Origin of the sequence: Saccharothrix ecbatanensis (genome assembly GCF_014205015.1) — a bacterium.
GTDB classification, from domain to species: Bacteria; Actinomycetota; Actinomycetes; order Mycobacteriales; family Pseudonocardiaceae; genus Actinosynnema; species Actinosynnema ecbatanense.
On the sequence record NZ_JACHMO010000001.1, the window covers coordinates 87,806 to 103,099 of the forward strand.

Annotated in this window: 9 protein-coding genes; all 9 read left to right on the forward strand. The window is 69.4% G+C overall.

Translation table 11 applies throughout. The annotated features are described in order from the left end of the window. Positions 1–223: 223 nt before the first annotated feature. The gene (locus F4560_RS00345) at positions 224–1,276 is read left to right on the forward strand and encodes a sugar ABC transporter substrate-binding protein (RefSeq protein WP_184914575.1); all 1,053 of its coding nucleotides are present in this window, start codon (positions 224–226) and stop codon (positions 1,274–1,276) included. A gap of 3 nt (positions 1,277–1,279) precedes the next feature. Beyond that, the gene (locus F4560_RS00350) at positions 1,280–2,320 is read left to right on the forward strand and encodes an ABC transporter permease (RefSeq protein WP_184914578.1); all 1,041 of its coding nucleotides are present in this window, start codon (positions 1,280–1,282) and stop codon (positions 2,318–2,320) included. Further along, positions 2,317–3,090 (forward strand): ATP-binding cassette domain-containing protein, encoded by a 774-nt coding sequence (locus F4560_RS00355; protein WP_184914581.1) that lies wholly within the window; start codon positions 2,317–2,319, stop codon positions 3,088–3,090. Before F4560_RS00350 ends, F4560_RS00355 begins: the two co-directional genes overlap by 4 nt. Before the next feature lie 80 nt (positions 3,091–3,170). Beyond that, positions 3,171–4,115 carry a carbohydrate kinase family protein gene (locus F4560_RS00360; protein ID WP_184914583.1) on the forward strand — a complete coding sequence of 315 codons (945 nt, stop codon included), beginning with the start codon at positions 3,171–3,173 and terminating at the stop codon, positions 4,113–4,115. 70 nt (positions 4,116–4,185) lie between these two features. Beyond that, a complete protein-coding gene (locus F4560_RS00365) occupies positions 4,186–6,072 on the forward strand; it encodes a ricin-type beta-trefoil lectin domain protein (RefSeq protein WP_184914586.1) in 1,887 nt (628 codons plus the stop codon). Positions 6,073–6,201: 129 nt separating this feature from the next. Continuing rightward, positions 6,202–7,251, forward strand: a complete 1,050-nt coding sequence (locus tag F4560_RS00370; protein WP_184914589.1) for a family 43 glycosylhydrolase — start codon at positions 6,202–6,204, stop codon at positions 7,249–7,251. Between the two features lie 142 nt (positions 7,252–7,393). Next, the gene (locus tag F4560_RS00375; RefSeq protein WP_184914592.1) at positions 7,394–8,245 is read left to right on the forward strand and encodes a trypsin-like serine protease; all 852 of its coding nucleotides are present in this window, start codon (positions 7,394–7,396) and stop codon (positions 8,243–8,245) included. 260 nt (positions 8,246–8,505) lie between these two features. Then, on the forward strand, positions 8,506–12,846 hold the full coding sequence (locus F4560_RS00380; protein ID WP_184914597.1) for an alpha-L-arabinofuranosidase family protein: 4,341 nt from the start codon (positions 8,506–8,508) through the stop codon (positions 12,844–12,846). 5 nt (positions 12,847–12,851) lie between these two features. Beyond that, a complete protein-coding gene (locus F4560_RS00385) occupies positions 12,852–15,269 on the forward strand; it encodes an OmpL47-type beta-barrel domain-containing protein (protein ID WP_184914600.1) in 2,418 nt (805 codons plus the stop codon). The last annotated feature ends 25 nt before the right edge of the window (positions 15,270–15,294 follow it).

Here is a 15,294-nt window from a genome sequence, read left to right on the forward strand (position 1 = left end):
CCCCTGCTCCATCCTGCGTAACGCTTGCGTAACGGCGACTTGTCGTGACCTGCACCACGAAGCTAGCGTCAACGATGACTTAACGAAAGCCCCACTTCCTCGAACGGTCCGCACAGGTCCGGAAGTACGGCATTCGCTGCTGTTATTCGCGTGATGGGCAACCCGGGTGGTAATCGCATCGTGCCCGCAGGCCCATTACGTCAACGTTGACGTAGGAGGAGACATGACCGGACGGTCGCGTACGGGCGTCAGGCTCACGGCGCTGGTGTCGGCGTCGTTGCTGGCGCTGGTCACCGGGTGCGGGGACGGCGGCGACACGGCCGGCGGCGGCACGCTGGTCGGGTTGGTCACCAAGACCGACACGAACCCGTTCTTCGTGAAGATGAAGGAGGGCGCGCAGCAGGCCGCGGGCAACTCCGGCGCGACGGTGCAGTCGTTCGCGGGCAAGCAGGACGGTGACAACCAGTCCCAGGTCGACGCGATCGAGAACCTGATCGGCGCGGGCGCGAAGGGCATCCTGATCACGCCGAACGACTCCAAGGCGATCGTGCCGTCGGTGGACAAGGCCCGCCAGGCCGGTCTGCTGGTCATCGCCCTCGACACCCAGCTGGAACCGGCCGACGCCGCCGACGCGACCTTCGCCACCGACAACTACCAGGCCGGGCTGCTGATCGGGCAGTGGGCCAAGGCGAAGTTCGAGGCCGAGGGCAAGCAGGCGAAGATCGCGCTGCTGGACCTCAACCCGAACCAGGTGTCCGTCGACGTGCAGCGTGACCAGGGCTTCCTGGAGGGCTTCGGCGTCGACGTGAAGGACAAGAACCGGATCGGTGACGAGAGCGACCCGCGGATCGTGGGCCACGACGTGACCGACGGCGCGCCCGAGGGCGGCCGGACGGCGATGGAGAACCTGCTCCAGAAGGACCCCGGCATCAACCTCGTCTACACGATCAACGAGCCGGCCGCGGCGGGCGCGTACGAGGCGTTGAAGGCCGCGGGCAAGGAGAAGGACGTCGTGATCGTCTCGGTCGACGGCGGCTGCCCCGGCGTGGAGAACGTCAAGTCCGGCATCATCGGCGCGACCTCGCAGCAGTACCCGCTGAAGATGGCGCAGCTCGGCGTCGAGGCCATCGCGAAGTTCGCCCAGGACGGCACCAAGCCGCAGAACACCGCGGGCAAGGACTTCGTGGACACCGGCGTCACGCTGATCAGCGACCAGCCCGCGTCCGGGGTGGAGTCGAAGGACTCCGCCTGGGGCCTGCAGAACTGCTGGGGCTGAGTCATGTCGACGACGCTGTCCACGAGCCACTCGCCGGGCGGGAACCCCCTCGGCGGTGACGACGCCAAGCGCTCGCCCCTCGCCCGGCTCCAGCACCTGCTGCACGCCCAGGCGACCATCGGTCCCGCAGTGGTGCTGCTGGCCTCGGTCGTCGTGTTCGCGCTGCTGTCCGAGCGCTTCCTCACGCCCGGCAACATCTCCCTGATCGTGCAGCAGGTCGCGGTCGTCGGCACGCTCGCGGTCGGCCAGACGATCGTCATCCTCACCGCCGGCATCGACCTGTCGTGCGGCGCGATCATGGTGCTCTCCTCGATCGTGATGGCCAAGGTCGCCGCCGACACCGGACTGCCCGGCCCGTTCGCGCTGCTGCTCGGCTTCCTGGTCGGCACGCTGTGCGGCCTGCTCAACGGACTGCTGGTCACGCGGCTGAAGCTGCCGCCGTTCATCGTCACCCTCGGCACGCTCAACGTGTTCTTCGCACTCAACCTCTGGTACTCGGAGAGCGCCACCATCCGCGGCACCGACATGCCGTCGCTGCTGCTGTGGACCGGCCAGACGATCAACATCGGCGGCACCCGCATCACCTACGGCTCGATCATGATGGTGGTGCTGGTGGCCGCGATGGCGTTCGCGCTGAAGAACACCGCCTGGGGCCGCCACGTCTACGCCACCGGCGACGACCTCGAAGCCTCACGCCTGTCCGGCATCCGCACCGGCCGCGTGCTGCTGAGCGTGTACGCCGCGGCGGGGGCGGTGTACGCGCTGAGCGCCTGGATTCTGATCGGCCGCATCGCCTCCGCAAGCCCGCAAGCCGGGCAGATGGACAACCTCGACTCGATCACCGCCGTGGTCATCGGCGGCACCAGCCTGTTCGGCGGACGCGGCGCGATCGTCGGCTCGCTGATCGGGGCGCTGATCGTCGGCGTGTTCCGCAACGGCCTCGCGCTGGCCGGGGTGGACGTGCTGTGGCAGACCCTCGCCGTCGGCGTGCTCATCATCGTCGCGGTCTCGCTGGACCAGTGGATCCGGAAGGTGAAGCCATGACGACACCGGTGTTGCAGGCCCGAGGCCTGGTCAAGCGCTACGGCCGGGTCACCGCGCTGGCCGGCTCCGACCTGGAGCTGCTGCCCGGCGAGATCCTGGCCGTCATCGGCGACAACGGCGCGGGCAAGTCCAGCCTCATCAAGGCGCTGTCCGGGGCGGTCGTGCCGGACGAGGGCGAGATCCTGCTCGACGGAGAGCCGGTGTCGTTCACCTCGCCGATCGACGCGCGCGACGCCGGCATCGAGACCGTGCACCAGTCGCTGGCGGTCGCGCCGTCGCTGGACATCGCGGCCAACCTGTTCCTGGGGCGCGAACGCCGCCGTAAGGGCGTCCTCGGCTCGGTGTTCCGCATGCTCGACCGCAACGGCATGCGTGAGGAGGCACGACGCCAGCTCGACGCGCTGGGCATCATGACGATCCAGAACCCCAGCCAAGCCGTGGAGACCTTGTCCGGTGGCCAGCGCCAAGCCGTCGCCGTGGCCCGCGCCGCCGCGTTCGGCAGCCGCGTCGTCATCATGGACGAACCCACGGCAGCGCTGGGCGTGCGCGAGTCCCGCGCCGTGCTCGACCTCGTGCTCCAGGTCCGCGACCGCGGCCTGCCGGTCATCCTGATCAGCCACAACATGCCCCACGTCTTCGAGGTCGCCGACCGCATCCACATCCAGCGCCTCGGCCGGCGCAAAGCCGTCGTGGACCCGAAGACCATCTCGATGTCCGACGCCGTCGCGATCATGACCGGCGCCATGGAGCCTCCCGACCAAGCCGCCTGACCCCGCGGCGCACGGGCCTGCCTACGTGGTGGTGGAGCCCGGCTCCAGCTCCACCACCCCTTCGACAAGGAAAACCTCACATGATCATCGTTGGTGGCGAGGCCCTCGTGGACCTCGTGCCCGACCGCGCCGGCGGCTACCTCCCCATCCCGGGTGGCAGCCCCGCCAACACCGCCGTCGGCCTCGGCAGGCTCGGCACGCCGACCGCGTTGCTGGCACGGCTTGCCGACGATCGCCTGGGGGCGCTGCTGCGCACCCACCTCGAAACCTCCAACGTCGACCTGCGCTACATCGCCACGTCGTCCGCGCCGACCACGCTCGCCGTGGTGGGCGTCGACCAGGACGGCGTGGCCGACTACTCGTTCTACATCGACGGCTGCGCCGACGGCGGCTGGCAGGTGACCGACCTGCCGGACGCCCTGCCACCGGACGCGGCACTGCACGTGGGCGGGTCGTTCGCGCTCGCGGTCGAGCCGATGGCCACCGCGTTCGAGACCCTGCTGTCGCGCGAACACCCGCACCGCGTCGTCACCCTCGACCCCAACATCCGACCCAACCTGATCGGCGACGACACCGCCGTGCGCGCCCGATTGCGGCGCTGGCTCGGGATGGTGGACGTCGTCAAGGTCAGTGCCGACGACCTGCGGTGGATCGCCCCCGACCGTTCACTCGCCGATGTCGTGTCCGAGTGGCACGACCAGGGGCCCGTTCTCGTCGTCGTCACCCGTGGAGCGGAGGGCGTGTACGCCTCCGGACCCAGCGGCCACGTCGACCTCCCCGCCCTGCCCGTCGACGTCGTCGACACCGTCGGCGCGGGAGACGCCTTCATGGCCGGCCTCCTGGCCGCCTTCGACCGCAACGACCTGCTCACCCGGACCAACCTGACCACCGTGACCCGCGCCGAGTTGACCGACACCGTCACCTACGCCCAACGCGTCGCGGCCATCACCTGCACCCGCACCGGCGCCGACTCACCGTGGTTCGACGAACTGCTCCCCACCGAAGTCCGCTGCGCGACCTCCTGAAGTCCGGTCGACCAGCGCACGCGGCCGGCCGGACCAAGCTCCCTTCCCATTGACGTGAAGTGAGGCCAGCATGCGCAGATCCACCTTCCGGCGCCACATCACCGCCCTGTCGGCAGTGGCGATCCTGATCGCGATCGCGGCAGTCGCCGCACCCTCGGCGCAGGCGGCGCCCTACCCGGAGTACCCGTACGACGCGACGGACTACAACGAGCCGATCCGCGGCCAGTTCCACTTCAGCTCGCAGGGCGGCTGGATGAACGACGTGAACGCGCCGCTGTACTACAACGGCGTCTACCACCTCTTCTACCAGCACAACCCGCACGGCGTGTACTGGGACACGATGCACTGGGGCCACGCGACAAGCAGGGACCTTGTGCACTGGACCCAGCAGCCGATCGCCCTTGAGCCGAGCTTGCACAACGCCACGCTGTTCTCCGGCGGCGGCTGGGTCGACCACAACAACGTCACTGGTCTCAAGACCGGCACCGACGCCCCGATCCTGCTGTTCACCAACACCGACGGCGTGTCCATCGCCTACAGCACCGACGGCGCCCGGACGTTCCGCATGCACAACGGCGGCGCCAAGGTGATCTCCACCCCGTACGAGTCCCGCGACCCCAAAGTCATCTGGGACGCCGCCCGCAACCGGTGGAGCATGGTCTTCTGGGGCAACGAAGGCGGCAACGTCGCCAAGTTCTACAGCTCGACGAACCTGCTCGACTGGACCTACCGCGGCGAGTTCCGCGCCGACTGGCTGTTCGAGTGCCCCGACCTCTACCAACTGCCGGTCGACGGCAACACCTCGAACCCCAAGTGGGTGCTCCAGGACGCGAGCGGTGAATACGTCATCGGCACGCTGAACAGCGCCGGCGTCTTCGTGGCCGACCCCGGCTGGTCGCGGCCGCAACGGATGGACATGGGCCGCACGGCCTTCGACGGGACCGCCTACGCCGGCCTCACGTTCACCAACATGCCCGACAACCGGGTGGTCCAGATGTTCTGGCAGCCCGGCAACAAGGGCGCTACCTGGACCGGCAACGCGTCGTTCCCCGCGCGGCTCGGGCTCAGGACGTTCCCGGGCGAGGGCATCCGGGTGACCCGCAACCCCGTCAGCGAGATCTCCACCATCCGCCAGCCGTCGCAGACCTGGAGCAACCTGACCATCTCCAACGACCTCGCGACCAACCCGTTCAACGGCATCGCCGCCGACACCTACGAGATCGAGGCGACGTACAACCTGACCGGAGCGACAGCGACGGACTTCGGCTTCGAGCTGCACCGACGTGCCGACGGCACACGTGACGCGGCGATCGGCTACGACCGCGTCCGGCAGACCCTCGCCGACGCACCCATGCCACCCGTCGACAACCGGGTGAAGCTGCGGGTCCTCGTCGACCGCGGGCAGTTGGAGACCTTCGGCAACGACGGCAAGGTCTCCGTCACCGACAACGTGGACTTCGACTCCTCCAGCCACAGCCTCGGCATCCGCACGTACGCCAACAACGGCACGGTGCGCATCGAATCGCTGACGTTCCGGCGACTGGGCAAGGCGTGGACGAACGCGCCCAGCGGACCGGACCAGGGCGTCGGCATGATCAAGCACAACGGCGCCGACAAGTGCGTCGACCGCGACAACGCCACCGCCGTCGTGCAGGTCTGGGATTGCTGGAACAGCGCCAACCAGCGCTGGACGTTCACCGCCGCCGGGAAGATCAAAATCGGCGACGAGTGCCTCGACCAGCCCGGGGAGACCATCGGCAACGGGGCGAAGCTCAAGACGCACCCGTGCTGGGGCGGCGACAACCAGCGGTGGATCCGCATCGGCGCGAACCAGTACCAGAACTCGTGGTCGAAGCGCTGCCTGGACCTCGAAGCCGGGAACGCGACCAACGGCCGCCAGTTGCAGGTGTGGGACTGCGTCGGGGGTCCGAACCAGAGCTGGAGCATGCCGGCCTGACTGGTCCGTACGGGTCCAATCGCCCCGGTTCCGTCGCCGGGGCGATTGTGGGCGGTTATTTTCTAACTGCCTACCAGGCGAAGCTGAGCCTGACCTGATCGCGTTCCACCGCCCGGCAAGGGGTTTCGCATGCTCAAGCTCATCTCTGCCGTCCTCGCCGCGTGCGTGGTCGCCGTGACGGTGCAGGGCGCGACCGCGACGGCCGACGTCTCGGTCGCCGCAACCGAGTCGACCTTCCCGCTGGCGGACCCGGACACGGTGCGCGCGGAGGACGGTCGTTACGTCACGTACGGCACGACCGTCGGCGCCGGTGTCGGCAACCGGTGCGGCGCCACCGGAAAGCTGTTCGTGCCGGTGCTCGTGCACGGTTCGGCGAACACGGTCGGCATGTCCGACTGCGCCGCCGCCGACGCGATGCCGGGTGGTCCGGGCACGTGGGCCGAGGGCAACATCTGGGCGCCGGGCGTGGTGCGCTTCGGCACCCGCTACTTCATGTACTACACGGCGTCCAAGCGCGGCACGGGGCAGAAGTGCATCGGCCGGGCGGTGTCCGACGGCGCGCGCGGCCCGTTCACGAACGCGGGTGGCTGGGCCTGCCCGCCGGACGGCCGGTGGGCTCTCGACGCCAACCCGTTCGTCGCGGACGGGCGGCTGCACGTCGCCTACCGGGACGACGCGATCGCCGCGGGCGCGGAGACCGGCATCTCCGTGGTGGCGACCGACGCGAACGGGTGGGCGGTCTGGTCGACCCGCCGGGACGCGTTGAAGAGCACCGACATCACCTGGGACACCGCGGGGACCAGCGGCGGCACGCACGTCGTGGAGAACCCGTCGATGTTCCGGGCCGCCGACGGCCTCTGGTACCTGGCGTACTCGGGCAACAACTGGGACAGCGCCCGCTACTCGACCGGCATCGCCAGGTGCGGCGGCCCGCTCCCCGGATCGCGTTGCACACCGCTCCAGAACGGCGTCGAACGGCCGTACTTCGGGTTCACCGGAACCGGCGGCCTCAACCCGTACCGAGGCCTGCCCGGCAACCACCGCGGCCCCGGCGGCATGGACGTCTTCACCGCGGCCGACGGCAGCCACCGCGTCGTCTACCACTGGTGGAACGGCAGCAGCCGCTTCCCGATCACCGGTGTGCTCGGCCGCGACGCCGGCGGCTTCCTTGTCAGCTGACAGTCTCGTCAGCTGACCGTCGGGACAGCCGGGAACATCGGCAACGCGCTCCTGGCATCTGTCAACCACCTCTAGTCGGTGTCATCCGGGCGTCGGAAGGGGTTGACTTCCGGGACTACGCTGCTTGGAGCAAGGAGTGCACATGCGCACAGCAACCGTGGCCGCGGCAGTTGTCGCCTTGGCCGCTGTGACCGCGTCGCCCGCGTTCGCGATCAACACCTACAACGCCGTACCCGCCCCGGAGCGCACCGAGGTCGGCGCCCTGGTCGCGACCTGGGACAACGACGACAACCCCGCCACGCCGGACCGCGTCGACTGGGTGTGCAGCGGCACGATGGTCGACGCCGACACGTTCCTCACCGCGGCCCACTGCGTCGACGGATTTGCCTCGAACGTCAAGTTCTACGTCTCGCTGCTCCAGGACGTGCAGGGCGCGCTCGACGCAGCGACCGGGACTCCGGCGCAGAAGGCGGCGGCGGTCGGCGTGCCGGGCACGGCCCACGGCGACCCGGCCTATCCCGGCAACTCCGCCGATTCGCACGACATCGCGGTGGTGGAGCTGCCCGCCAAGCAGATGGCGTCGCGCTGGAGTTTCACGCCGGCCACCCTGCCGACGGCGGGCAAGCTCGACACGATGAGCCCGAAGGCGCTGGACGCCACGGAGTACACCGTCGTGGGCTACGGCACGGAGGAAGCCAAGAGGGGCCCCGGCGGCCACACCCATCCTGGCGGCGGCGTGCGGATGAAGGCTCCGCTGGGCTTCAACGCGCTCAACAACACCTGGCTGCGACTGTCGATGAACGAGTCGCAGGGCAACGGCGGAGCCTGCTACGGCGACTCGGGCGGTCCGAACTTCGCGACGATCGACGGCAAGCGCGTCCTGGTCGCGACCACGATCACCGGCGATGCCCCGTGCTACGCGACGAACGTCGTGTACCGCCTGGACGCCCCGTCGGCCCGCTCGTTCCTGACCCCGTTCGTCGCACTTCCGTAGTACGAATCCACCACGCAGCGCTGGTTCCCACCGCACCTCGGGGACCAGCGCTGTCGTGTCGGCGCACTTTCCTCCGTCGGTGGCCGCTTCAGGCCGCCGCCCGGCGTTGTGAGCGCTCACTGCGAGCCTGCCACGCAGTCCAGCGCCCGTGCACCCGGTTTTAACTATCCCTTGACGGTCACCTCTGTTAGCGCTCACACTCGCCGGTGGTAAACGCTGGCATTTCCCACGGCGGTGGAACTCAGAGTGGAGCACGCCTCATGACGACAGCGCAGCGGACGGTCGGCAGACCGGGCCGACGGTGGCTCAGTGCCCTGGTGGCCGCGGCTCTGCCGGTCACTCTCGGGGTCACGCTCTCCACGGTGGCCGCCCCCAGCGCGGGGGCCGTCGAAGGAGAGACGTGGACGGACGACTTCGCCTCGACGGCACTCCGGTCGGAGTGGGAGATCGTCAACGAGGATCCGGGCGGGTGGACCCTCCTCGACGGCTCGCTGCGGGTCACCGGCCAGACCGGTGACACCTACCAGGCGGTCAACACGGCGCGGAACGTGTTCATGGTCGACATCCCGGCGGGCGACTTCACCGCCGAGGTGACCGTGCGGGCCCAGGTCGCCAAGGTCTACCAGGGCGCCGGGCTCATCGCCTGGCAGGACATGGACAACTACGTCCGCTCGGGCCTGACGTTCGTGGGCACCCTGGCCGCGTCCGGGATCGCGATCGAGAACGACATCGAGACCGCCGCGGCGTTCCGCGCCGAGCGGTTCGTCGACCGGCCGGGCTCGACCGGCGAGACGTTGCAGCTCCAGCGGGTCGGCGACACCATCACCACCCGGTACAAGGACGCCTCCGGAGCGTGGGTGGACGCCTCGGCGGTGAACGCCGGGTTCCAGACGACCCAGGTCGGCGTCTACGCCCTTGGCGCGCAGGACGGCACGACGCTCGACGCCGCGTTCGACGACTTCCGGGTCACCGCCGCCGCGGGCCGGGACATCCAGCCCGGCGGCACGTTCTCCATCAAGAGCGCCGCGGGCGCACACCTGGTCGAGACCGAGGCCGGGCTGGCGCTCTCGCCCGAGCCGCCGCTGTCGACCCTGGTCTTCACCGCCGCGGCCCAGGCCGACGGCGCGGTCCACCTGCGCACCGCCGAGGGCGACCGCCCGGTCGTCGTCACGGACGGCCGCCTCGCGCTCGGCCAGACCGGCGGCGCGGCCTCGCCCGTGCGGCTGACCGACGCCGCGGGCGGCGAGCTCTTCCTGCGTGACGCCGAGGGCGCCGGCTACGCGGGCGGCACGGGTCCGCTGGTGTTCGGCGACAAGGCCGCCGCGGTCCGCCTCAAGCTCGCCCAGGTCAACACGTCCAACGCCGAGCTGGCCATCGACGGTGACGCGTCCGCCGCGCAGATCAGCGACACGATGTTCGGCATCTTCTACGAGGACATCAACTACGCGGCCGACGGCGGCCTCTACGCCGAGCTGGTGCGCAACCGGTCGTTCGAGTTCAACTCCTCGGACAACGCGAGCTTCACCGGCATGACCGGCTGGGAGGTCGTCAACGGCGGCGGCACGGCTCCGGAAGCGCTGGTCGTCAACGACGACACCCGGCTCAACGCCATGAACCGCAACCACTTCCGGCTGATCGCCGACGGTCCCGGCGACGGTGTGCGCAACCTCAGCTACAACCGCGGCTTCGCGGTCAAGGCGGGCGCGACGTACGACGCCTCGGTGTGGGCGCGCACCACGACCGCACAGAACCTGGCCATCCGCCTGGTCAGCGCGGACGGCGCCGTCACCTACGCCGAAGGCGCCGTGGCCGTTGACGGCTCGGACGCCTGGAAGCAGTACCCGCTGACGCTCACCGCCACCGCCACGACCGACGCCGCACGCCTCGTCGTCACCGCCGGCGTGGCCTCGACCGTCGGCCTCGACATGATCTCGCTCATGCCGCAGGACCGCTGGGTCGGCGCGGTGAACGGCAAGTCCGTGCTGCGCAAGGACCTGGCCGAGAAGATCGCCGCGATGAAGCCGACCTTCCTGCGCTTCCCCGGCGGCTGCGTCACCAACGTCGGCACGTTCCGCACCTACGAGGAGAGCGGCTACACCGACCGGCGCCGCACCTACCAGTGGAAGGAAACCATCGGCGCGGTCGAGGAGCGGCCGACCAACTGGAACTTCTGGGGCTACAACCAGACCTACGGCATCGGCTACCTCGAGTACTTCAAGTTCGCGGAGGACCTCGGCGCCGAGCCGCTGCCGGTGGTGTCGGTGGGCGCGAACGGCTGCGGCAGCAACATCCCCGAGATGAAGGACCCGGCGATGATCGCCCGCTGGGTCGACGACACCGTCGACCTCATCGAGTTCGCCAACGGTGACGTCACCACCGAGTGGGGCGCCAAGCGGGCCGCTCTCGGCCACCCGGAGCCGTTCGGGCTGAAGAAGATCGGCCTCGGCAACGAGGAGAACACCACGACCTTCGAGGCGAACTTCCCGGCCTTCCGGGACGCCATCGAGTCCCGGTTCCCGGAGATCACCATCATCTCCAACTCCGGCCCGGACGACGCGGGCGCGCGGTTCGAGACCTTGTGGGACTACAACCGCCGCCAGAACGTCGACATGGTCGATGAGCACTACTACAACGACCCCGACTGGTTCCTGCTGAACAACCACCGCTACGACAGCTACGACCGCAACGGCCCCAAGGTGTTCCTGGGCGAGTACGCCTCGCGCGGCAACACGTTCTACAACGCCTTGGTCGAAGCCTCGTACATGACTGGTTTGCAGCGGAACGCCGACGTGGTCCAGTTGGCGTCCTACGCGCCGCTGCTGTCCAACGAGTCGTACGTGCAGTGGAACCCGGACGCGATCTGGTTCGACAACGACGAGTCCTGGAACACCCCCAACTGGGAGGTGCAGAAGATGTTCGGCAACAACGTCGGTGACGAGGTCGTGCCGAGCACCTTCAACGGCTCCGTCAACAAGTCGGTCATCGACGGCGGCATCTTCTTGTCCACCTGGAACACCGCCGCCGCCTACGACAACGTCCGGGTGACCTCCAACGCCGGCGGTGAGACGCTGTTCTCCGACGACTTCGCCAACGGCGACCAGTGGAACCAGGTCGCCGGCAGCTGGGGCGTCTCCAACGGCGAGTACGTGCAGTCGTCCGCGACGACCACGGACGCCCGCAGCATCATCGACGACGCGTACGCGAAGGACTGGACGAACTACACGCTGGAACTCGACGCCAAGAAGATCTCCGGCGCCGAGGGCTTCCTGATCGGGTTCGGCGCCAAGGCCACCAACGACTTCTACTGGTGGAACCTCGGCGGCTGGAACAACACCCGGTCGGTGCTCCAGAAGGCCTCCGGCGGCAGCGCGGTCGAGGTCAAGTCCGTCGAGGGCCACAGCGTGGACACCGGCGCGACCTACCGCGTGAAGATCGTCGTCGCGGGCAACACCATCTCGCTGTACCTCAACGGCGAGTTGCAGATGACCTACGAGTCCGGCGCGGACGAGAAGCTGTTCCAGGTCGTCACGCGGGACAAGGCCAGCGGCGACATCGTGGCCAAGGTGGTCAACACCTCCACCGAGACCGTCCGCACGCGGGTCACCGTCTCGGACGCGGGAGTGCTGCCCGACGGCGAGATCACCCAGATGACCGGCGCGCCCGGCGACACCAACACCAAGGGTGATCCGACCAAGGTGGTGCCCGCGACCCGGCAGATCGGCGGGCTGTCGAACGACTTCAGCTACGACTTCCCCGCGCACTCGATCTCGTTCCTGCGGATGCACACCACCGACGGCGTCGCTCCGGTCGTCGATGACGTGACGTTGCGGGGCACGACCGTCAACGGCTGGTACGGCGACCCGGTCACCGTGTCGGCGACCGCCACCGACGACCGGCGGCTCGACCGGATCGAGTTCCGGGTCGACGGCGGCGCGTGGCTGCCCGGCACGGAGGTCCAGGTCAGCGGCGACGGTCAGCACACCGTGGAGGTGCGCGCCGTGGACGCGGCGGGCAACGTCGGCGTGGTACGTCCCGTCACGTTCGGCATCGACAGCGCCGCTCCGGTCTCCAACGCCACCGTGGACGGTGCCGCGCGCACCGTCGCGGTCCGTGCCGCGGACTCCGGAGTCGGGGTCGACCGGATCGAGACCCGGATCGGCACGGCCGACTGGCAGCCGTACACGGCCCCGGTCGTGGTCGGCGACGCCGAGACCGCGGTGCAGTTCCGCGCGGTCGACCGGCTGGGCAACGTCGAGCAGCCCGGAACCGTTGTGGTGCCCGCGAAGCAGGCGCAGCTGAAGTCGACCACGACGACGGTGACGCCGTCGAAGCCGCGGGTCGAGCAGGGCACCGCCCTCCCGCTGACCGTGAAGGTCGGCAGCACCTCCGGCGGCACGACGCCGACCGGCGAGATCCGAATCCTGGAGTCGTCCGTGCCACTGGCATCAGCGACCTTGACCAACGGAACCGCGACGGTGTCGCTCGACACCAGCGGCCTGAGCATCGGTGACCACACCCTCGTCGTGCGCTACCTCGGCGACGGCGGGCACAGCCCCTCGCAGACCAGCGTGGTCGTGCGGGTCACCAAGCGGAGAGGGTGATCGGGATGAAGATCGGCATGCGGAAACGGACCACCCTTGTGCTGCTGGGCGCCGCACTACTGGCGGGCGGGCTCACCGCCATGCCTGCCCACGCGACCGGACCGCGCCTGATGGCCGCGTACGCGGTGGAAGAGACGGCGCAGGCGGCGGTCGACGCCGTCACGCTGACCGACGCCGCCGGCGTCCGGGGGAACCTCACCCTTCCCCTGACCGGCGTCAACGGCGCGACGTTGGCGTGGCAGTCGAGCGACGGGAATGTCGTGACCGACACCGGCGAAGTCACCCGGCCCGCGCACGGCAGCGAGCCGGTGACTGTGGACCTGACCGTCACCGCCACGCTGGGCGGCGGCACGGCGACCCGCACGATCCCGGTCACCGTGCTCCCGTTGCCCGCTCCGGCGGCCAGTGAGGCGTACTTCTTCCCGTACTTCGTCGGTGAGAGCACCGAGGACGGCGAGAAGATCTACTTCGCCGCGTCGAAGGGGAACGACCCGCGGTCGTGGGACGAGCTGGGCAACGGCCGTCCCGTGCTCAACTCGACCATGGGGGAGCAGGGTCTGCGCGACCCGTTCCTCATCCGGTCGCACGAGGGCGACAAGTTCTACCTGCTGGCGACCGACCTGAAGATCTTCGGTGGCAACAACTTCAGCGAGGCGCAGGAGTCCGGCAGCAAGCACCTGGCGGTGTGGGAGTCCACAGACCTGGTGCACTGGTCCGAGCAGCGGATGATCAAGGTGTCGTCGGACTTCGCGGGCAACACCTGGGCGCCCGAGTCGTTCTACGACGAGGCGTCGGGCAACTACGTCGTCTACTGGGCGTCGAACCTCTACCCGACGACGGACGTCGCCTCGCGCGACTTCCGGACCTCCTACAACCGGATGATGTACGCGACCACGCGCGACTTCCGCACGTTCAGCGAGGCGAAGCCTTGGGTGGATGTCAAGCGGGGCAACGGTCTCGGCATGATCGACGCGACCGTGGTGCGTGACGGCGACACGTTCTACCGGTTCATCAAGGACGAGGCGTCCATGACGGTCCGGCAGGAGAAGTCGGCCGACCTGATGGCCCCGGTCACCGGGACGCTGCCGACCACGACGTCCACGCCGTGGTCCCTGGTCCGCGAGCGCATCGGTGTCGGCCAGCCCAACCCGTGGGGCGGGACGTTCACCGGCGGCGAGGGCCCGACGGTGTTCCGCGACAACGTGGTGCCCGGTCGCTGGCACATGTTGATCGACCAGCCGAGCTACCACGGTGGTCAGGGGTACATGGCGTTCCAGACCGATGACATCGCCTCGGGTGTCTGGACGGCGGTTCCGGACTCGGCGCTGCCGCGCAGCCCGCGGCACGGCACGGTCATCCCGATCAGCCAGGCCGAGCTGGACGGGCTCCGCGCGGCGATGCAGCCGAACCTGCTGGCCAAGTCGGTCGCGTCGGTGTCGGTGCGCACCCGCGAGGGTGTGGCTCCGCCGCTGCCGTCCACTGTGGACGTGACCTACGCGGACGGCTCGACCCGTGCGACCGCGGTCGACTGGGCCGACGTGGACCCGGCGCAGTACGGGACTTGGGGTTCGTTCCAGGTCTCGGGCACGCTCCTGGGGCAGGCGGTCCGCGCGACGGTGACGGTGATCGTGACCGACCGCCTGGACCCGACGGTGTCGTTGAGCACGACGCCCGCTTCGCCGACCGGCGACTGGTTCACGGTTCCGGTCGACGTGAAGGCCACGGCGGCCGACGAGACCGGCGTGCAGTCGGTCGAGATCGCCGTGGACGGCGGTTGGCGGACCACTGACGTGGTGACGTTGACCGATGGCAGGCACACCGTGCAGGCGCGGGCGACGGACGTCACCGGGAACGTGTCGAGCCTGGTGACAAGGGAAGTCAACGTCGACACGCAGGCGCCGGTCAGCCGTGCTTCGTGGAACACCGCGGCCCGGTCCGTGTCCATCGCGGCAGCCGACGAAACCTCCGGCGTCACGCGGGTCGAGTACCAGGTGGGTGACGCGGCCTGGACGACGTACACCTCGCCGCTGACCTTCGGCGACGTCGCCACGACGGTGCGGTACCGGGCCGTCGACCAGGCGGGCCTCGTCGAGGAGATCAACACGATCTCCGTGCCGAGGGAGACCCTCGACCCGAGCACCACGACCGCCACCCTCAACCGGGACGCGGTCAAGCCGGGCGGCGACGCCTTCGCGCGGGTCGAGGTGAAGGGTGGCCCGTTCGCCCCGACGGGCGCCGTCCGCATCATCTCCGGCGGTGACCTGGAGGTGGGTCGCGCGACCCTGGTGAACGGCCGTGCCGGCGTCGCCATCGACACCGCCACGCTCGGTGTCGGCCGGTGGCAGCTGACCGTGGTCTACGACGGCGACGCCAACCACGCCCCGTCGTCTACGACGGTCGTGCTGAAGGTGAACAAGCGCTAGTGCCCTCCGGGAAGCGGCCGTCCTG

Bases quoted from the DNA above. Each gene is read 5' to 3' on its own strand.
- F4560_RS00375 (WP_184914592.1), top strand. From the start codon at position 7,394: ATGCGCACAGCAACCGTGGCCGCGGCAGTTGTCGCCTTGGCCGCTGTG.
- F4560_RS00365 (WP_184914586.1), top strand. From the start codon at position 4,186: ATGCGCAGATCCACCTTCCGGCGCCACATCACCGCCCTGTCGGCAGTG.
- F4560_RS00355 (WP_184914581.1), top strand. From the start codon at position 2,317: ATGACGACACCGGTGTTGCAGGCCCGAGGCCTGGTCAAGCGCTACGGC.
- F4560_RS00345 (WP_184914575.1), top strand. From the start codon at position 224: ATGACCGGACGGTCGCGTACGGGCGTCAGGCTCACGGCGCTGGTGTCG.
- F4560_RS00385 (WP_184914600.1), top strand. From the start codon at position 12,852: ATGAAGATCGGCATGCGGAAACGGACCACCCTTGTGCTGCTGGGCGCC.
- F4560_RS00380 (WP_184914597.1), top strand. From the start codon at position 8,506: ATGACGACAGCGCAGCGGACGGTCGGCAGACCGGGCCGACGGTGGCTC.
- F4560_RS00370 (WP_184914589.1), top strand. From the start codon at position 6,202: ATGCTCAAGCTCATCTCTGCCGTCCTCGCCGCGTGCGTGGTCGCCGTG.
- F4560_RS00360 (WP_184914583.1), top strand. From the start codon at position 3,171: ATGATCATCGTTGGTGGCGAGGCCCTCGTGGACCTCGTGCCCGACCGC.
- F4560_RS00350 (WP_184914578.1), top strand. From the start codon at position 1,280: ATGTCGACGACGCTGTCCACGAGCCACTCGCCGGGCGGGAACCCCCTC.